Below are 16,367 nucleotides of genomic sequence, written 5' to 3'. Positions count from 1 at the left end.
GGCGGCATTGCCAGCGGCGGCCCTTCGCCCTAACCCGTTGCATCGAGAAACCAAATTACGCCAAGGGAGACGTGCGATGACCGATTTGCCCGAAACCAATCTGACGATGCTGACGCTCGCCAAGCCGGAGGGCGAACTCGAAGTCTATTTCGAACGCCGCCCGATGCCCGAGCCCAAGCCGCACGAGGTGCTGGTGAAGGTTCTCACCACCCCGATCAATCCGTCCGATCTCGGCCTGCTGTTCGGCGGTGCCGACATGAGCAGCGCGCGCGCCGGCACCCGCAACGACTTGCCGATGATCACGGCCGATATTCCGCCGCCCGGCATGCGCGCGATGGCGAGCCGGATCGGCGATGCGCTCCCGATCGGCAACGAAGGGTGCGGCGTCGTCGTCAAGGCGGGGTCCTCGCCCGAGGCGCAGGCGCTGATGGGCAAGACCGTCGCGCTGCTTGGCGGCGAGATGTATGCCGAATATCGCTGCCTTCCAATTCAGATGACGATGCCGCTGCCCGACGGCACCGATCCGGTCGATGGGGCCTCCTGCTTCGTCAATCCGCTCACCAGCCTTGCTTTCACCGAAACGATGCGGATGGAGGGGCATAGCGCGATCGTCCACACCGCCGCGGCGTCGAACCTCGGCCAGATGCTCGTCAAGATCTGCGCCAAGGACAATATCCCGCTGGTCAATATCGTGCGCAGCGCGGCGCAGGTCGAATTGCTGAAGGGCATCGGTGCGACGCATATCGTGAATAGCAGCGACGATGATTTCGTCGACCAACTCGTCGCCGCGATCACCGAAACCGGCGCCACGATCGGCTTCGATGCGATCGGCGGCGGCAAGCTTGCGGGCCAGATTCTCGCCGCGATGGAAGCGGCGGCGGTCAAGCGCATGACGAGCTACAGCCGCTATGGCTCGGACACTTTCAAACAGGTCTATATCTACGGCGCGCTCGACCTCGGCCCGACGCTGCTCAACCGCAGCTTCGGCTTCAGCTGGTCGCTCTCGGGCTTCCTGCTCACGCCCTTCCTGCAAAAGGCGGGGATGGAGACGGCGATGCGAATGCGTCAGCGTGTCGTCGACGAGCTGACGACGACCTTCAAGAGCCATTACAGCCACCAGATTTCGCTGGCCGATGCGCTCAACCTCGACGTCGCGAACGCCTATAATGCCAAGCGCACGGGCGAGAAATATCTGATCCGCCCGCACGGTTGAGCGCTGGAGCCTTCAAACGGGCTGCAGCACTGCGAGCGAAGTGATCCGGGGTTAATTGAACCAAGCTGGATCGCTTCGCTCAGCGCTTCATGCACTGCCGCGTGTCGTCGCGCGCATATTCGCTGCAGTTCCACAGCGCCTTTTCAAAGCCCGATTTTTCGTCGCGCAGATAGGAAAAGCTCATCGCCGCGCGCTGCATGTCGTTCATCGCGTCGCTGTCGGGCTTCATGACCGGGTTGGTCCAGCCCATGAACTTACAATAGGGGCGTTCGCCGCAAAGGCGCAGCGCGAGCGTGACGAAACTTTCGGGCGTCGCGCGGCGGTCGAGCTGGACATAGATGGTATCGCGCCCGACCGCGTCTCCGGCGCCCGTTACCAACTTGACCGGGCCAATGATGGCGGCGCCTTCGGCCAGGTCGCTTGGCGGCGCGAGGGCAAGCGCATGGGCGGGGGACAGGCCCGCCATCTTCGCAATCGGCGCGTCGTTCGCCGAAACCGCGCCGCGGAACGCGCCGGGCGTTCCCCAGAAACCGGGCCAGCGGAAAAAGAGGTGCGTGCCCTCGCTCGCGATCTTTTCCAGACTGTCGCTCCAATAGGGGCGCACCCAGTCGGTGTGATAATGCGTCGCCAGCCCGACTTTCGGATCGATCAGTCCGGCGAGCATGCGATCGGCATTGCTGCGTGCGCGCGCCCATGCGGCATCCGGATAGCGGCGATTGAGTGCGCCGTCGCAGGTGAAGGTGAACTGACAGCCCGTGGTGCGCTCCGATCCCTGGAATACGACGCCGCAGATCGTCTTGGGGAAGGCGGGATGGCGGACGCGGTTGATGACAACCTGACCGACCGCAAGCTGTCCCTTGCTATCGTCGCCGGCCTCGTAAAGCATCGCCGCTGCCATGCAGTCGCGGGCGCGGTCGCGTGCCTTGCTTGCGCCGGGATAGACGAATGGGCGCGCTGCAACGAAGCCCTTGGTCACAAATGCTATGCGCGCATTTTCGGCACGCGCGTCCTGCTCGGTAACCGGGGCGAACTCCATCGGCTGGACGTCGGGCACGACGTTGGCGGGCGGCGCAACGGGGTGCGGCATCACCGGCAGCGGGCGGCTCGTCTGTCCGCTGAAATGCAGCACCGCCGCAATCGCCGCAAAGCTCAAAAGCGCGAACAGCCAGCCGCGCCATTCGCGCGGGTTCTGCGTCGTATCCGGATGCTCCATTGGGAGCATGGCTGCTGCTCAGATCTCCGGCAGGAAGTCGGGCACCGACAGATAGCGCTCGCCGGTGTCATAGTTGAAGCCGAGGACGCGGCTGCCCGCCGGAAGCTCGGCGAGCTTCTGCTTGATCGCCGCCAGCGTCGCGCCCGACGAGATGCCGACGAGCATCCCTTCCTCGGTCGCCGAGCGCCGCGCCATCTCCTTCGCATCGGCGGCATCGACCTGGATCACGCCGTCGAGCAGATCGGTATGCAGGTTACGCGGGATGAAGCCGGCACCGATGCCCTGGATCGGATGCGGAGCAGGCTGGCCGCCCGAGATGACCGGCGAAGCAACGGGTTCGACGGCATAGACCTTCAGATTGGGCCAATGCTGTTTCAAGAATTGCGCAACGCCGGTAATGTGTCCGCCGGTGCCGACGCCGGTAATCAGCGCGTCGATCGGCGTGTCCTTGAAATCGTTCAGGATTTCGGGGCCGGTGGTCCGGACATGGACGTCGATGTTCGCCTCGTTCTCAAACTGCTGCGGCATCCAGGCACCGGGGGTGGTCTCGACCAGTTCGATCGCCCGCTCGATGGCGCCCTTCATGCCCTTTTCGCGCGGCGTCAGATCGAAGGTCGCGCCATAGGCCAGCATGAGGCGCCGGCGTTCGAGCGACATGCTTTCGGGCATGACGAGGATCAGCTTGTACCCCTTGACCGCGGCGGCCATCGCCAGGCCGATGCCGGTGTTGCCCGATGTCGGCTCGACGATGACGCCGCCCGGTTTCAGGCTGCCGTCGCGCTCGGCCGCTTCGATCATCGCCAGCCCGATGCGATCCTTGATCGACCCGCCCGGATTGGCGCGTTCGGACTTCACCCAGACTTCGGCGTCGGGAAACAGCTTCGCGACGCGAATGTGCGGCGTGTTGCCGATGGTTTCGAGGATCGAATTGGCTTTCATCGTCTCTATGCACTTTCCTTGAAGTCGAAGCGCGGATCGCGGCGCACCCGGTTCGGCCAGTCTCCGGCGCGGACCCACAGCCTTTCGTCGGCCAGGGCGGGCGTCGGAGCGGGTTGTAACGACGCCAGCAGATACTGTCCATAAGGCCAGTCGCCGATCGCCGAGTCGGCGTTGATATGCCCGAAGGGGCCGGCATTGACGAAGCGCGCGTCCCACTTGCGCGACAGGCGCCAGACATGCGCGGACTTGGCGTAGGGATCATTGTCGCTCGCAACCACGATCATCGGAGCTCGCGCAGAAAAGGCCGGGGTATCATCGAATCCGGTGATGCGATTGCTACGGCGCAGCAAAGCGAGGTCGGGCGGCGCAACGAGCAGCGCGCCGACAATCCGCGTCCGCGCGAAAGCGCTGGCGCCGGCGAACCAGTGGGCGAAGGCATGGCATCCCAGGCTATGCGCCGCGACAAGCACGGGGGCGTCCTCGGTCGCGATCGTGTCGGCGATGCGGCGGACCCATTCGCCCTTGGTCGGCGCGTTCCAATTGCCAAGGTCGATGCGTTCGCAATCGGGGAATTTCTGTTCCCACAGGCTTTGCCAGTGACCCGGCCCGCTGTTGTCGAGGCCCGGGATGGTCAGAATTTTGTGGCGGATTGTCGAGCTGTGCATGGCGGTCGTTCCATCGAGAGAGGGAAGGGAAGCCGCGGTGACGGGTGCGTCCGTTTTAACTCAATTAAATACATTGACAATAGGTGCTGGACAAAGCGGGGCGATTTTGCGCCGAAACGCCATCAACAGCGCTCAATCATTCGCCGGATCGAACCGCGCCTCGAAAGTCCGGGCGTGCCTCAGTTCGGGGAATATCCTGGCCCACAGCGCAGTAACACCGATCGCCGCGACGCCGCCTACGACCACCGCACTCACCGGGCCAAGCACCGCCGCCATTGCGCCGGCGCGCATTTCGCCCAATTCGTTCGACGCGGAGATGGCGAGCCCCGACGCCGCGCTGACGCGGCCGCGCATATGGTCGGGCGTGTTGAGCTGAATCAGCGTCCCGCGCACGAAGACCGAGAACATGTCCGCGGCGCCCATGACCACGAGCAGCGCGAGCGACAGCAGGAAGTTGGTCGACAAGCCGAAAGCGACCGTCCCGGCGCCGAATGCCGCGACAGCCCACAGCATCTTGACCCCGACATTGCGCTCGATCGGCCGCCACGCGAGGCCCAATGCGATGATCGCGGCGCCGACCGCGGGGGCCGCGCGCAGAAAACCCAACCCTTCGGACCCCGTGTGCAATATGTCGCGGGCATAGACGGGCAGCATCGCCGTCGCGCCCGACAGGATCACCGCGAACAGGTCGAGCGTGATGGTGCCCAGCAGAAAGCGCTCGGTCCAGACGAACTGCAGCCCGTCGACCATCTCGCGCAGCGGGTGCCGGCGCACTTCAGCGGGCGGCGGTAGCACCGGGCGGACCCTGCTGACCATGAAGGCCGAAAGGACGAGCAAGGCGGCTGCGAAGATATACACCGATGTGGGATGGACGGCATAGATCAGGCCGCCCGCCGCCGGTCCGACGACCGACGCCGATTGCCAGGCGATGCTGCTCATCGCGATCGCGCGCGGCAGCACTGCCGGCGGCACGATATTCGGCGCGATCGCGCTCATCGCCGGGCCGGAAAAAACGCGGGCGACGCCGTGCAGTGCCGCGAGGGTGAAGAGCAGCGGAAGCGTCAGTCCCTCAGTCCAGGTGAACCAGCCGAGCGTCGCGGCGATCGTCAGGTCGATCATGTTGGAAAAGATCGCGACGCGGCGCCGTTCGAACCGGTCGGCGGCCCAACCCGCGACGGGGGTCAGCACCGCAAGCGGAATGAACTGGACGAGGCCGAGGAGGCCGAGCTGGAACGACGCTTCCTTGATCGACATGCCATAGCTGGAGCGCGCCGTATCATAGAGCTGATAGCCGATGACGACGACCATCGCGATCGTCGCCATGACCGCGGTGAAGCGCGCGAACCAGTAATAGCGATAATCGGCGAAGCTGAGCGGGGAGGGGGGCTTCGACGGGCCGTCGATGGAGGAGGAGGAGGCCATTGCGATTTGCCCTAACCGTCTTTTGGCGCCTGTCCAGCATGCTTTGTCGCCGCCGTTCGTCGATTATCGAGTGCAGCCCGTTGGACGCGGTGGCAGACAGTCGCCATCGATCAAGGGAGACGCATCGAATGACACGTAAATTTGCCCGCTTCGGCGGCGCGGCTATGGCCGGCGCGCTGCTCGTGCTTGCCGCATGCAGCGCCGAAAAGGCGCCGCAATCCGCCGGATCTGCCGCCAACTGGACCGAATTTCGCGACCAGTTCCTTGCCGGCTATTTCCCGCTGAATCCCAATTTTGCGGTCTATCAGGGCAAGCATGAGTTCGACGGTCAGCTTCCCGACTGGTCGGCGGACGGATTGCAGAAGCAGATCGCTTTCCTCGAAAAAACGATCGCCGATGCCCAAGCATTCGATGGCAAGATGAGCGATGCCGAGAAATTCGAGCGCGACTATCTCGTCCATGTTGCCCAGGGGCAGCTCTTCTTTTTGAAGGACGCCGATTTCCCGCATAAAAACCCGGCCTTCTACGTCGGGCAGCTCGACCCCAACGTCTATATCTCGCGCCCCTATGCCGATCCGGCGACGCGCATGAAGGCGTTCATTACCTACGCCGAAAAGGTTCCGGCCGCCGCTGCCCAAATCAAGGCCAATCTGAAACTGCCGATGCCCGCAACCTTCGTCAAATATGGCAGCGCCGGCTTCGGTGGCTTTGCCGACTATTACACCGGGGATGCCAAGGCCGCCTTTGCCGATGTGAAGGACCCGGCGCTGCAAAAGCAGTTCGATGAGGTCGCGGCCAAGGCGGCCGCGGCGATGAAGGATCTTGCCGCCTATGTGGCGTCGCAGCCGGGCAGCGCCGACGGCTGGGCGCTCGGCGCCGACAAATTTTCGAGGATGCTGCTCACGAACGAAGCGGTGGACACGCCGCTCGACGAACTCGAGCGGATCGGCCAGGCCGACCTCAAGCGCAATCAGGATGCGTTGAAGGCCGCGTGCGCGACCTATGCCGCGGGCATGACGATCGCCGATTGCATGAAGAAGATGGGGTCCGACAAGCCCGCCGATGGTCCGGTGGCCGAGGCGCGGCGCCAGCTTCCGATGCTGCGCGCCTTCCTCGTCGAAAAGGATCTGGTATCGATCCCGGGCACCGAACAGGCGCAGGTGGAGGAATCGCCGCCCTACAACCGGCAGAACAGCGCCTATATCGACATCCCCGGACCCTATGAGAAGGGCCTGCCGTCGGTCTATTACATCTCGCCGCCCGACCCGAGCTGGGACAAGCAGACGCAGCTCGACTTCGTGCCGGGCAAGAAGGATCTGCTCTTCACCTCGGTCCATGAAGTCTGGCCGGGTCACTTCCTCAATTTCCTGCACTCGAACCGCGCGGAGAGCATCTTCGGCAAGCTGTTCGTCGGCTATGCCTTCGCCGAGGGCTGGGCGCATTATACCGAGGAAATGATGTGGGACGCAGGGCTCGGCGATGGCGACCCCGAAACGCACATCGGCCAGCTGTCGAACGCGCTTTTGCGTAACTGCCGCTACCTGTCGGCGATCGGTCTCCACACCAAGGGAATGACGGTCGCGGATTCGGAAAAGCTGTTCAAGGAGCAATGCTATCAGGACGAGGGCAACGCGCGGCAGCAGGCGGCGCGTGGTACTTATGATCCGCTCTATCTCAACTACACCATGGGCAAGCTCATGATCCGCAAGCTGCGCGAGGATTGGACCAAGGGGGACAAGACGAAGTGGAAGGCCTTCCACGACGAATTCCTTTCCTACGGCGGTCCGCCGATCCCGATGGTGCGCGCAGCGATGATGAAGGAAGCAAGCCCGAAGGCGGTTTTCTGATCGCATTCAGCGCATAAGGTGTCGGCCGACCGTTGGTTGGCCGGCACCGACCTGCCCCAATTTGGGGCTGTCCGGTCATGGTTAAGCCAAATTGACGGCCCTGCCGGGCGCGGATAATGGCGAATCGATATCGTCCCAGCAGTTGCCCCAATCAGCTGACTGGCTTTTTGAAAGTCGGTCCACATGTCTGCATCGCGGCTCAGCGTCGTCATGCCCATGTATAATGCGGCACGCTTCGTCGAAGCGGCGATCGACAGCATTTTGGCCCAGACGACGGGCGATTTTATCTTTTACATCGTCGATGACGGTTCGACCGACGCGTCGGGGGACATCGCCGCGCGCAAGGCGGCGACCGATCGGCGGATCAGACTGATTCGCCAGTCCAATCAGGGCATCGTTGCGAGCATGAACCGGATGCTTGGGCTGGTCGAAACGCCCTTCGTCGCGCGTATGGATGCCGACGACATCTCGCTGCCCGACCGTTTCGCGCTGCAGCTGGCGCATTTCGATCGCACGCCGACACTCGGTGCGCTCGGTGGGCAATATGTCGAGATCGACAATGGCGGGCGCCGACGGAGCGGTCATTTCCGGCAACCGGTGGGCTGCGATGACGTGCGCGCCGAACTCGAACTGCGGCCTGCGGTCGCCAATCCGACCGTGATGTTCCGCACCGATGCGCTGCGAAAGGCCGGGCTCTATCGCCCGGCGTTCGGCTATTGCGAGGATTACGACCTCTTTCTGCGGCTCTCCGAGATCGCTGATATCGACAATTTGCCGGACACGCTGCTGCTCTATCGCCGGTCGCCCGAACAGATGAGCGTCGCCAACAACGCGCAGCAGACCGAACAGGCCGCCTATGCCCGGCTCGCGCATCTCGTGCGCAAGACGGGCGCCCCCGATCCCTTCCGCGACATGGCGCGGCTGCCGGCGCTCGCCGATCTCGATGCGCTGCTCAAAAAGCCCGGTATCGGACGGATGGTGGAGACCGATATCATCGCCGCGCGCCGCTATGCTGTCGCCAGCATGGCAGACAGTGAGTTCGTCGACTATTGCAAGCGGCTGGCGAGCGGCGTGCGGCTGGAGGCCGCGACGCGTACGGTGGTGCGCTGCCTCGTCAGTCGGCGCGTCGATCGGGCGTTCCGGCTGGCGAGTTCGCTCGTCGCCGGGGTTTTCGTCTGACGCGCGTCAGGTTGACGGCGCGCGCAGCCGCGCTACGAAAAAGCCGTCGAGCCCGCCTGCGTCAGCCAGCATCCCCGGCAAGGTTCTGACGCAGCTCATCGCATCCGGCGTTACGCCCTGCGGCAGTTCGTCAGGCCGTACGGGGTCGATCTGCCATGCCGGGTGGGCGTCCAGAAACGCCTTGATCTGCTCCTCACCCTCGGCGCGCTCCAGCGAGCAGGTCGCATAGACGAGCGACCCGCCCGGCTTGACCCAACCGGCGGCGCGCGCGAGCAACTCGCCTTGCAGCACCGCAAGCTCGTCGATCTGGCGGTCTTCGACGCGGTGCAGCACATCGGGATGGCGACGGAAAATGCCGGTTGCCGAACAGGGGGCGTCGAGCAGCACGGCATCGGCCTGTGCGTCCGGCTCCCAGCGCCGGATGTCAGCCTGAATGATCTCCGCGGTCTGCTGCGTCCGGCGCAAATTGTCGGTCAGTCGTTCGAGCCGGCGCGCGCTGGTGTCGACAGCCGTCACCGCCCAGCCCGCCGCCGCGAGCTGCATCGTCTTTCCGCCCGGCGCGGCGCACAGGTCGAACACCGATCGGCCATTGCCCTGACCAAGCAGGCGGGCCGGGATGCTGGCGGCAAGATCCTGCACCCACCAGCCGCCATCGCGGAAGCCGGGCAGGTCTTCGACCGCGCTGCCCCGCGGCAGGCGATAGTGCCGCGGTGCGAGCGATCGGGCTTCGGCCCATCCCGCGGCGTCGGGCTCGGCTGCAAAGCTCAGGTCGATCGGCGGCGGTGCGCTCCAGCCATGTTCGGCCGCGGCAACCGTCTCGGCGCCCCAGGCATCGTGCCAGCGCGCCGCCGTCGCGGGCGGCAGGCTCGCGCGCTCGGGTAGTTTCCACGCGTCTTGTTGTGCGCGCGACAGAAGCGCGTGAACCAGTCGCCGCGGCCCACCCGCTACGAGCGGCAGCGCGGTGGCAACCACCGCATGCGGCGGACTGCCGAGCGCGAGCAATTGGGCGAGCGCGAGCCGCAGCACGGCGCGCGACTTCACGTCCTCGGGTAGCGGCTGGGGCGTTGCGCTATCGATCAGCGCATCGAGGTCGACCATCCAGCGCAGCGTTTCCGACGCGATGGCAATGGCAAAGGCCCGATCGGACGGCGGGAGGCCCTGCGTGGCGGCATGCGCCGCAACGTCGAGCGCCTCGCCGCGGCGCAGCACTGCGTCGAGCAGGCGGAGGGCGGCGCGGCGCGGCGCGGTGCCGGCGGGCTCACTTTCGCCGCCTCGTGGCCGGCGTCCGCGGCGCTCGGGCATTTTCGGTCGGCTATCATTGGCGTTCTTCATCATAACGTCCTATATCGGATCCATCATGGCGCACGATCCTCAATCCGACCACATCGGCGGCACGCCCCGAGCGACCAAGCGTCCCGGCGATGTTAGACCGCCCGCAAACTGGACCAACGAACCGCTGCCCAAGCCGCAGCCGATTATCGAAGACGCCGCGGAGGCGCAGCCCGGCGGCCGCAACCCGGTACGCTATGGCGACTGGGAATTGAAGGGTCTGGCGATCGACTTCTGATCGGCCGCCGTGCGCAGGTCAGAAGGGGGTCATCCGGCCCATCAGGCGCGTACGGTCGACATATTGATGCTTCAGCACCGCCAATATGTGGATGACGACGAGCACGAGCATGGTGATGCCCAAAAGTTCGTGCCGTTCGTGCAGCGTGTCGGCGAGCGCTTTTGACGGCGCGGCGATCGACGGCACGGTGAACAATCCGAAGAAGTCGATCGGCCGATCGGCGGCGGACATCCAGACCCAGCCCGACAGCGGCAGCAGGATCAGCAGCAGATAGAACAGGAAATGCAGGATCTTGCTGACCGGACGCTGCCATGCGGGCGTTCCGGCGGGCAGCGGCGGGGGCTTGTGGCCGAGGCGCCACAATATGCGCAGCGCGGTCAGCACGAGGATCGTTATCCCCAGCGCCTTGTGGACGTTCATCGCTTCGCGGTGCGCTTCGCGCGGCAGACCTTCGGTCAGCATCGCAAGGCCGATATTGACGATGACCGAAAGGCCGATCAGCCAATGCAGCCATATGGCCACCTTCGTATAGCGCGGGTCGGCGGTCGATCCGGCATCGGCGAGGGTGGCCATATCGGTTCTCCTTAGGCGACGGGGGCGTCCGTCATTGCCGGCACCTTGCCAGCTTTTACCTGTTCGGCAAAGATGTCGCGCATCAGCTGGAGCGAAAGCAGGTGCGCATAGATGAGCGGCAACGTGCCGTTCTGCATCAGCTTGCGCAGCACATCGCCGCGCAGTTCGCGCAGCTTGTTTTCGTCGACCATCTGGAAACCGCGATAGACGAAGGGCTTGTCCGAACCGTCGGGCTGGATGGCGACTTCGCCGTCCATCAGCAGGTCGGCCTTCTTGAGTTCGTCGACCAACATGCCGGTGCGCTGCCCGGCTTCTTCGAAGTTGCGGCAGAAATCGAGCACGGCTTTGGTCTGCTCGCTCGGCTGGCCGTCAACGAACAGGGCGTCGCCCTCGTCGAACTTGCCGACCGCGCCAGAGGTCGGGTCGAAGCAGAGCGACAATTCTTCGCTGCCCGGGTTGAGGCGCGCGAGAAGGAAGGGGTAGCGGCGAATATATGCCGGAACATAAACCGGATTCTTCAGCTTGCCTTCGTCGTCAACGAAGACGTTGACGCCTTCGTTGAGGCCCATGAGCGCCAGCGGAACCGGATTGTCGCCAGCCGAAAAGATAATCGGAAAGAAGCGGCAAGCCGAGGTGAATTCGTCGGCGGTCAGCGGAATCGCATGCTGGCCGACGAGAAACTTCGCTTCGGCGAGCGGACGGGCGTGGAAATCGACGTGATCGACGCTCGAAAGCGGAACGAGGTCGCCATAGAAAAGCGGGAGGTTGTTGGCGGGCGCTGTGGCCATGATGAAACTCCGGATTGGCGCCCCCAAAGGGATCGAGGGCGAAAGGAATAATCGCGCGCCTTATTGGCAGGCGCGGCGCGGCGCAAGGGGCGTTAGGCCAAGGGCGCCTTCTGGGCGACCAACTTGCCGGGATTGAATAGCCCCCGCGGATCGAGTCCGTCTTTCACCGCACGCAGCGCGGCGAGGCGGGCGGGGCTGTCGAGTTCGGCGAGCATGTCGCGCTTCATCTGCCCGATACCATGTTCGGCCGAGATCGAGCCGCCGAGTTCGAGTACGTGGGTGTAGACGATCCGGCTTGCGTCCTCACCATGCGCCGCGAGCCATGCACGACCGTCGACGCCCATTGGTGGCTGGACATGATGGTGGACGTTTCCGTCGCCAAGATGGCCGAAGGACAGCGCCCGGGTACCCGGAAATGCGGCATCGAGGCGCGCGGGGTTTTCCGCAATGAACTGCGGCATCCGGTCGACTGGAACGCTGACGTCATGCTGGAGGGCCGGACCTTCGGCGCGCTCGGCCTCCGAGATCGAATCGCGCAGACGCCAGAATTGCTCGCTTTCGCTTTCGCTCTTGGCAATCGCGACGTCACGGATCAGCCCGTCCTCGAGTGCCTTTGCAAGCGATGATTCCAGCGCTTCGGTCAACGCATCACCATCATCACCGGCCAGCTCGACGAGCGCATACCAGGGATCGGAGGCAACGAGCGGCGCGCGGGTCTGTGGAATATGGCGCAGCACGGCCTGCAGGCAGGCGTCGGGGATGAGTTCAAAGCCTTCGAGCGTGCGACCGAGCGCGGCGCCGAGCCGGCGCAGGAGGCGCAGCGCATCGTCGGGCGAAGCAAGGCCGGTCCACGCCGTGCAGCGCGCGGCGGCGGCGGGGACGAGGCGCAGCGTCGCGGCGGTGACGACGCCGATCGTGCCCTCGGCGCCGCAAAACAGATGCCGCAGGTCATAGCCGCGATTATCCTTCTTGAGCGGGGCCAGCGCGTCGAGAAGCTCGCCGTCGGGCAGAACCGCCTCAACGCCTTCGACCAGCGCCCGCATCGTTCCGAACTGCAACACCTGCGTTCCGCCGGCATTGGTCGAAACCAGCCCGCCGACCGTCGCTGACCCCTTGCCGCCGAGGGTGAGCGGAAAGCGCAGTCCGTGCGCAAGGGCTGCACCATGCAGATGTTCGAGCACGACCCCCGCTTCGACGATCGCCAATCCGGCGGCGACGTCGATATCACGGATCCGGTTCATGCGCCGCAGGCTGAGCAGAAGCTGGTTGCCCGTCGCGTCGGGCGTTGCGCCACCAACCATGCCGCTGTTTCCGCCTTGCGGGACGATGGCAACCTGCTCCGCGGCGCAGAGCCTGACGACTGCGGCGACCTCGTCACGATTGGCCGGGGAAAGCATGGCGGCCGCTTGGCCTCGATAACGGCCGCGCCAATCCGTGAGCCAGGGTGCCATATCGTCCGGATCACGGCTGAACCCCTTGGGGCCCAGCAGATCGGCGAGGTGGTTGAGCAGGTCGGCGGAGGGCGGTTGGGTCATGCAGGGCGTCTCGTTGGGGCGCGGGCGCGCAATAGGGGTCGACATCAATTCATTTGCTGTTCAATCATGGTCGTTAAAGGGTTGGCAGATGAATTGCCACCTTATGGGGCTTTGCAGCGAACGGGAGTATCGGGTGAACGCCATGGCCTGGCACAGTGATGCGGAGCGGGCGCATCCATGGTGACGGCGCTGGCCGTGCTGGTCGCGGCGGCTGCGCCCGCGTCGGACGTGCCCATTGCGGCAACGCTGCCGCCGGTGGAGGCGTCCATGCCCGCCATTGTTCCCCCTGATGTCGGCTTTTTCCAGGTCGTGATCGAGCAGCAGATCATCATCCGTGTTCCGGCACAGCGTAGTCCGATCAATAATTTCGCAGCCCCCGCCCCGCCGCCACCGCCCGTTCGTCCGCGCGAAGCGCAGGTGGTCTGGAAGGAAAAGAAGGGGCCGCGCTGCGTCGCGATGAAGAACATCGTGCGGATGGAGGCGGTGCAGCGCGACAGCATCGACCTCATCACCCGCCAGAAGCAGTTGCTGCGTGCCCAGTTGAACCGTGGCTGCCGGGCGCTCGACTTCTATGCCGGATTCTACATGAAGGGAAACAAGGACGGGCAGCTGTGCAAAGGCCGTGACGAAATCCATGCGCGGACCGGCGCAAAGTGCGAGGTAGACGAGTTTCGCTTGCTCGTCCCGGTGGCGCGCGACGACGACTGAGCGGGGCGGCGCGCGATTTTTCGGCCAGATCGGTCGGCTTTTCTTGACTTTTCACCGCCACTTCCCCTAGGGGCGCGGCAGCAACGGCTGGCGTGGGAAGCCGTGCTACAACATTTTTCCGGACATGATGACCTTATGAAATTTGCCGACATCGGCCTTTCCGACGAACTTTTGCGCGCTGTGACCGAAGCGGGCTATGACGAACCGACACCGATCCAGGCGGGCGCCATCCCTTCGGTTCTGATGATGCGCGACATTATCGGCATCGCGCAAACGGGCACCGGCAAGACAGCATCCTTTGTGCTGCCGATGATCGACATTCTGGCGCATGGCCGCGCCCGCGCGCTGATGCCGCGCTCGCTGATCCTCGAACCGACGCGCGAACTTGCGGCGCAGGTGGCCGAGAATTTCGAAAAATACGGCAAATATCACAAGCTTTCGATGGCGTTGCTCATCGGCGGCGTCCAGATGGGCGATCAGATCAAGGCGCTCGAAAGGGGCGTCGATGTGCTGATCGCGACGCCCGGCCGCCTGATGGACCTGTTCGAGCGCGGCAAGATATTGCTCACCGGCTGCGACCTCCTCGTCATCGACGAGGCGGACCGGATGCTCGACATGGGATTCATTCCGGACATCGAGAATATCTGCACCAAGCTGCCGGCGAATCGCCAGACCTTGCTCTTTTCGGCGACGATGCCGCCGCCGATCAAGAAGCTCGCCGACAAATTCCTGTCGAATCCCAAGACGATCGAAGTCGCGCGGCCCGCGAGCACCAACGTCAATATTACCGAGTTCCTGGTCAAGACCAGCGAGCGCGGCAAGCGCGAAACGCTGCGCGGGCTGCTCGAGGAAGAGGATATCAGCACCGCGATCATCTTCTGCAATCGCAAGACGACCGTGCGTGAGCTCGCCAAATCGCTCCAACGCTACCGCTATCGCGCGGGCGAGATCCATGGCGACATGGATCAGTCGAGCCGCATTGCCGAACTCGATCGCTTCAAAAAGGGCGATATCAACATCCTCGTCGCGTCCGACGTCGCGGCCCGGGGTCTCGATGTGAAGGGCGTCAGCCACGTCTTCAACTTCGACGCGCCTTGGCATCCCGACGACTATGTCCACCGCATCGGACGTACCGGGCGGGCAGGGGCGAAGGGCCGGGCCTTCACGCTCGTCAGCCCGTCCGATGCGGAGGCGGTTGACAACATCCAGAAGCTGACCGGCCACAAGATCGATATCTTTGCGGGCGGCGAGCGTCAGGAACCCACCGAAGAGATTGAGGAAAAGCAACCGCCGCAAGCGAAGAAGAGCCGGCGCGGCGGTGCGAAACCGAAATCGAAGGACGATGCACCCCGCGCGGAATCCAAAAGCAGCGTATCCAGGCGCCCCGAACGCAAGACACCTGATGCGCCGCGCCAGAAGCCGGTTCGCGACGACGAACCCGACGACGGCTGGAACGGCCCGATGCCGGGCTTCCTTTCGGTCGGTTTCGGTAGCTAAAACCGGGCCCGGATCGGCGGTGCGTTCGCGTCAGACGCGGACGAGCATCTTTCCGATATTCGCGCCGGAAAACAAACCAAGGAACGCGTCGGGCGCCGCTTCGACCCCGTCGCGCACGGTTTCACGCATCGTCACCGCACCGCTCGCGATCAGCCCTGCCATGTCGGCGTAGAATTCTTCCATGCAGTCGAAGAACTGGTCGGTATAGATAAAGCCCTCCATGCGGATACGCGCCGGGATCGTCCGGATCAGGTTGCGCATTTCCTGGGGCTTTCCGTCATTATAGACGTCGATCATGCCGCAGATGGCAAAGCGGGCGAAATCATTGGCGAGTGCGAAGGCCGCGTCGAGATGATCTCCCCCGACATTGTCGAAATAGACGTCGATGCCACTTTTGCCGAGACCGTCCAGCGCTTCGGTGAGCGCGGGGACCAGCGGGCCCGCCTTGTAATCCACAACGGCATCGGCTCCCAGATCCTTGACCCAGCCGCATTTTTCTGCGCCGCCGGCGGAGCCGATAACCGTCATCTCGCGCGCTTTGGCGATCTGGACCACCGCCGAGCCAACGGCGCCTGCGGCGGCGGACACGAAAACCGTGTCGCCGGGCTTTGCCGCTGCAATGCGGAGAAGGCCGATCCACGCGGTGCCCCCGGTCAGCCCCATATTGTGGAGAAAGGTCTGGGGCGGCATGCCAGCGGCGAGCAGATCGGCAGGCAGCTTGGTGGGCGTCATCTCCAGCCCGATGGTTCCGCCGTCGCGCCAGCCGCCCATGTGCAGGATGATGTCGCCCGGCGCAAAGCCGTCCATTGCGCTTTCGACGACTTCGCCGATCGCTCCGCCGGTCATCGGCTGGTCTAGCTGGAAGGAGGCGGCGTAGCTTTTGGCATCGTTCATCCGGCCGCGCATATAGGGGTCGACCGACAGCCAGTGATTGCGCACGCGAAGCTGATCGGTTTCGAGCGGCAGATCGGGAAGCGCGTGCAGCGCAAAATCGTCGATCGTCGGCAATCCTTGCGGACGACGCACCAGATGCCATGCCTTCGCCATCGATCGTTCCCCCCAATTATCCGAAGATATTTCCTATCGTCAGAAAAGCCGTTGCCAGTGTCAACCAGTCCCGTTAAGAGCGCCCCGTCGCGGGGCCGTAGCTCAGATGGGAGAGCGCTGCAATCGCACTGCAGAGGTCAGGGGTTCGATTCCCCTCGGCTCCACCAGCGACAT

15 protein-coding genes and 1 tRNA gene are annotated in these 16,367 nt (G+C 64.3%); 7 read left to right on the top strand and 9 right to left on the bottom strand.

Annotation, left to right across the window (positions count from 1 at the left end; all coding sequences use genetic code 11):
- The first annotated feature begins 76 nt into the window (after positions 1–76).
- Positions 77–1,213, top strand: coding sequence for a zinc-binding dehydrogenase (locus tag ACT17R_RS11015; RefSeq protein WP_062902383.1), 1,137 nt, complete (start codon positions 77–79; stop codon positions 1,211–1,213).
- A gap of 79 nt (positions 1,214–1,292) precedes the next feature.
- Here ACT17R_RS11015 and ACT17R_RS11010 read toward each other — a convergent pair whose 3' ends face one another.
- The 4 genes from ACT17R_RS11010 to ACT17R_RS10995 all read right to left on the bottom strand — a co-directional run bounded on the left by ACT17R_RS11010 (position 1,293) and on the right by ACT17R_RS10995 (position 5,452).
- Positions 1,293–2,426, bottom strand: a complete 1,134-nt coding sequence (locus tag ACT17R_RS11010; RefSeq protein WP_444809446.1) for a cell wall hydrolase — start codon at positions 2,424–2,426, stop codon at positions 1,293–1,295.
- Positions 2,427–2,444: 18 nt separating this feature from the next.
- The gene (cysK, locus tag ACT17R_RS11005) at positions 2,445–3,365 is read right to left on the bottom strand and encodes a cysteine synthase A (protein WP_003051422.1); all 921 of its coding nucleotides are present in this window, start codon (positions 3,363–3,365) and stop codon (positions 2,445–2,447) included.
- Between the two features lie 5 nt (positions 3,366–3,370).
- Positions 3,371–4,030: an RBBP9/YdeN family alpha/beta hydrolase gene (locus ACT17R_RS11000; protein WP_058811676.1), complete on the bottom strand. Its 660-nt coding sequence runs from the start codon at positions 4,028–4,030 to the stop codon at positions 3,371–3,373.
- Positions 4,031–4,162: 132 nt separating this feature from the next.
- Complete coding sequence (locus ACT17R_RS10995) at positions 4,163–5,452, bottom strand: MFS transporter (protein WP_444809445.1); 1,290 nt, start codon at positions 5,450–5,452, stop codon at positions 4,163–4,165.
- A 128-nt stretch (positions 5,453–5,580) separates the two neighbouring features.
- On the opposite strand from ACT17R_RS10995, the gene ACT17R_RS10990 reads away from it, so the two are divergent.
- Together ACT17R_RS10990 and ACT17R_RS10985 are read left to right on the top strand one after the other, a co-directional pair.
- The gene (locus ACT17R_RS10990) at positions 5,581–7,299 is read left to right on the top strand and encodes a DUF885 domain-containing protein (protein ID WP_217373411.1); all 1,719 of its coding nucleotides are present in this window, start codon (positions 5,581–5,583) and stop codon (positions 7,297–7,299) included.
- 183 nt (positions 7,300–7,482) lie between these two features.
- Positions 7,483–8,478: a glycosyltransferase family 2 protein gene (locus ACT17R_RS10985; RefSeq protein WP_444809444.1), complete on the top strand. Its 996-nt coding sequence runs from the start codon at positions 7,483–7,485 to the stop codon at positions 8,476–8,478.
- 6 nt (positions 8,479–8,484) lie between these two features.
- Here ACT17R_RS10985 and ACT17R_RS10980 read toward each other — a convergent pair whose 3' ends face one another.
- A complete protein-coding gene (locus ACT17R_RS10980) occupies positions 8,485–9,780 on the bottom strand; it encodes an RsmB/NOP family class I SAM-dependent RNA methyltransferase (protein WP_217373412.1) in 1,296 nt (431 codons plus the stop codon).
- A gap of 55 nt (positions 9,781–9,835) precedes the next feature.
- On the opposite strand from ACT17R_RS10980, the gene ACT17R_RS10975 reads away from it, so the two are divergent.
- Positions 9,836–10,045 carry a DUF1674 domain-containing protein gene (locus ACT17R_RS10975; RefSeq protein ID WP_062903200.1) on the top strand — a complete coding sequence of 70 codons (210 nt, stop codon included), beginning with the start codon at positions 9,836–9,838 and terminating at the stop codon, positions 10,043–10,045.
- Between the two features lie 18 nt (positions 10,046–10,063).
- Here ACT17R_RS10975 and ACT17R_RS10970 read toward each other — a convergent pair whose 3' ends face one another.
- The 3 genes from ACT17R_RS10970 to ACT17R_RS10960 form a co-directional block, all read right to left on the bottom strand.
- The gene (locus ACT17R_RS10970) at positions 10,064–10,618 is read right to left on the bottom strand and encodes a cytochrome b (RefSeq protein WP_217373413.1); all 555 of its coding nucleotides are present in this window, start codon (positions 10,616–10,618) and stop codon (positions 10,064–10,066) included.
- Between the two features lie 11 nt (positions 10,619–10,629).
- Positions 10,630–11,406 carry a SapC family protein gene (locus ACT17R_RS10965; protein ID WP_003051455.1) on the bottom strand — a complete coding sequence of 259 codons (777 nt, stop codon included), beginning with the start codon at positions 11,404–11,406 and terminating at the stop codon, positions 10,630–10,632.
- Between the two features lie 92 nt (positions 11,407–11,498).
- Entirely contained in the window at positions 11,499–12,941 is a 1,443-nt protein-coding gene (locus ACT17R_RS10960; protein ID WP_444809443.1) for an FAD-binding oxidoreductase, read from the bottom strand.
- A 177-nt stretch (positions 12,942–13,118) separates the two neighbouring features.
- Here ACT17R_RS10960 and ACT17R_RS10955 point away from each other — a divergent pair, with 177 nt between their 5' ends.
- The gene (locus tag ACT17R_RS10955) at positions 13,119–13,649 is read left to right on the top strand and encodes a hypothetical protein (protein ID WP_217373415.1); all 531 of its coding nucleotides are present in this window, start codon (positions 13,119–13,121) and stop codon (positions 13,647–13,649) included.
- A gap of 135 nt (positions 13,650–13,784) precedes the next feature.
- Positions 13,785–15,146, top strand: a complete 1,362-nt coding sequence (locus ACT17R_RS10950; protein WP_217373416.1) for a DEAD/DEAH box helicase — start codon at positions 13,785–13,787, stop codon at positions 15,144–15,146.
- A gap of 30 nt (positions 15,147–15,176) precedes the next feature.
- On the opposite strand, the gene ACT17R_RS10945 is transcribed toward ACT17R_RS10950, so the two are convergent.
- Positions 15,177–16,193, bottom strand: coding sequence for an NADP-dependent oxidoreductase (locus ACT17R_RS10945; RefSeq protein ID WP_082819950.1), 1,017 nt, complete (start codon positions 16,191–16,193; stop codon positions 15,177–15,179).
- Positions 16,194–16,284: 91 nt separating this feature from the next.
- Between ACT17R_RS10945 and ACT17R_RS10940 the strand changes: the two genes are divergently transcribed.
- Positions 16,285–16,360 (top strand) — tRNA-Ala (locus ACT17R_RS10940).
- The last annotated feature ends 7 nt before the right edge of the window (positions 16,361–16,367 follow it).

It is taken from the genome of Sphingopyxis sp. Q841 (genome assembly GCF_052384365.1).
Classification (GTDB): Bacteria; Pseudomonadota; Alphaproteobacteria; order Sphingomonadales; family Sphingomonadaceae; genus Sphingopyxis; species Sphingopyxis terrae_A.
The sequence above is the reverse complement of the archived record's forward strand: the minus strand, read 5'-3'. Positions and strand labels throughout refer to the sequence as shown.

Coding starts and splice junctions, on each gene's coding strand:
- ACT17R_RS11015 (WP_062902383.1), top strand. CDS start 77: ATGACCGATTTGCCCGAAACCAATCTGACGATGCTGACGCTCGCCAAG.
- ACT17R_RS11010 (WP_444809446.1), bottom strand. CDS start 2,426: ATGGAGCATCCGGATACGACGCAGAACCCGCGCGAATGGCGCGGCTGG.
- cysK (WP_003051422.1), bottom strand. CDS start 3,365: ATGAAAGCCAATTCGATCCTCGAAACCATCGGCAACACGCCGCACATT.
- ACT17R_RS11000 (WP_058811676.1), bottom strand. CDS start 4,030: ATGCACAGCTCGACAATCCGCCACAAAATTCTGACCATCCCGGGCCTC.
- ACT17R_RS10995 (WP_444809445.1), bottom strand. CDS start 5,452: ATGGCCTCCTCCTCCTCCATCGACGGCCCGTCGAAGCCCCCCTCCCCG.
- ACT17R_RS10990 (WP_217373411.1), top strand. CDS start 5,581: ATGACACGTAAATTTGCCCGCTTCGGCGGCGCGGCTATGGCCGGCGCG.
- ACT17R_RS10985 (WP_444809444.1), top strand. CDS start 7,483: ATGTCTGCATCGCGGCTCAGCGTCGTCATGCCCATGTATAATGCGGCA.
- ACT17R_RS10980 (WP_217373412.1), bottom strand. CDS start 9,780: ATGCCCGAGCGCCGCGGACGCCGGCCACGAGGCGGCGAAAGTGAGCCC.
- ACT17R_RS10975 (WP_062903200.1), top strand. CDS start 9,836: ATGGCGCACGATCCTCAATCCGACCACATCGGCGGCACGCCCCGAGCG.
- ACT17R_RS10970 (WP_217373413.1), bottom strand. CDS start 10,618: ATGGCCACCCTCGCCGATGCCGGATCGACCGCCGACCCGCGCTATACG.
- ACT17R_RS10965 (WP_003051455.1), bottom strand. CDS start 11,406: ATGGCCACAGCGCCCGCCAACAACCTCCCGCTTTTCTATGGCGACCTC.
- ACT17R_RS10960 (WP_444809443.1), bottom strand. CDS start 12,941: ATGACCCAACCGCCCTCCGCCGACCTGCTCAACCACCTCGCCGATCTG.
- ACT17R_RS10955 (WP_217373415.1), top strand. CDS start 13,119: ATGGTGACGGCGCTGGCCGTGCTGGTCGCGGCGGCTGCGCCCGCGTCG.
- ACT17R_RS10950 (WP_217373416.1), top strand. CDS start 13,785: ATGAAATTTGCCGACATCGGCCTTTCCGACGAACTTTTGCGCGCTGTG.
- ACT17R_RS10945 (WP_082819950.1), bottom strand. CDS start 16,193: ATGGCGAAGGCATGGCATCTGGTGCGTCGTCCGCAAGGATTGCCGACG.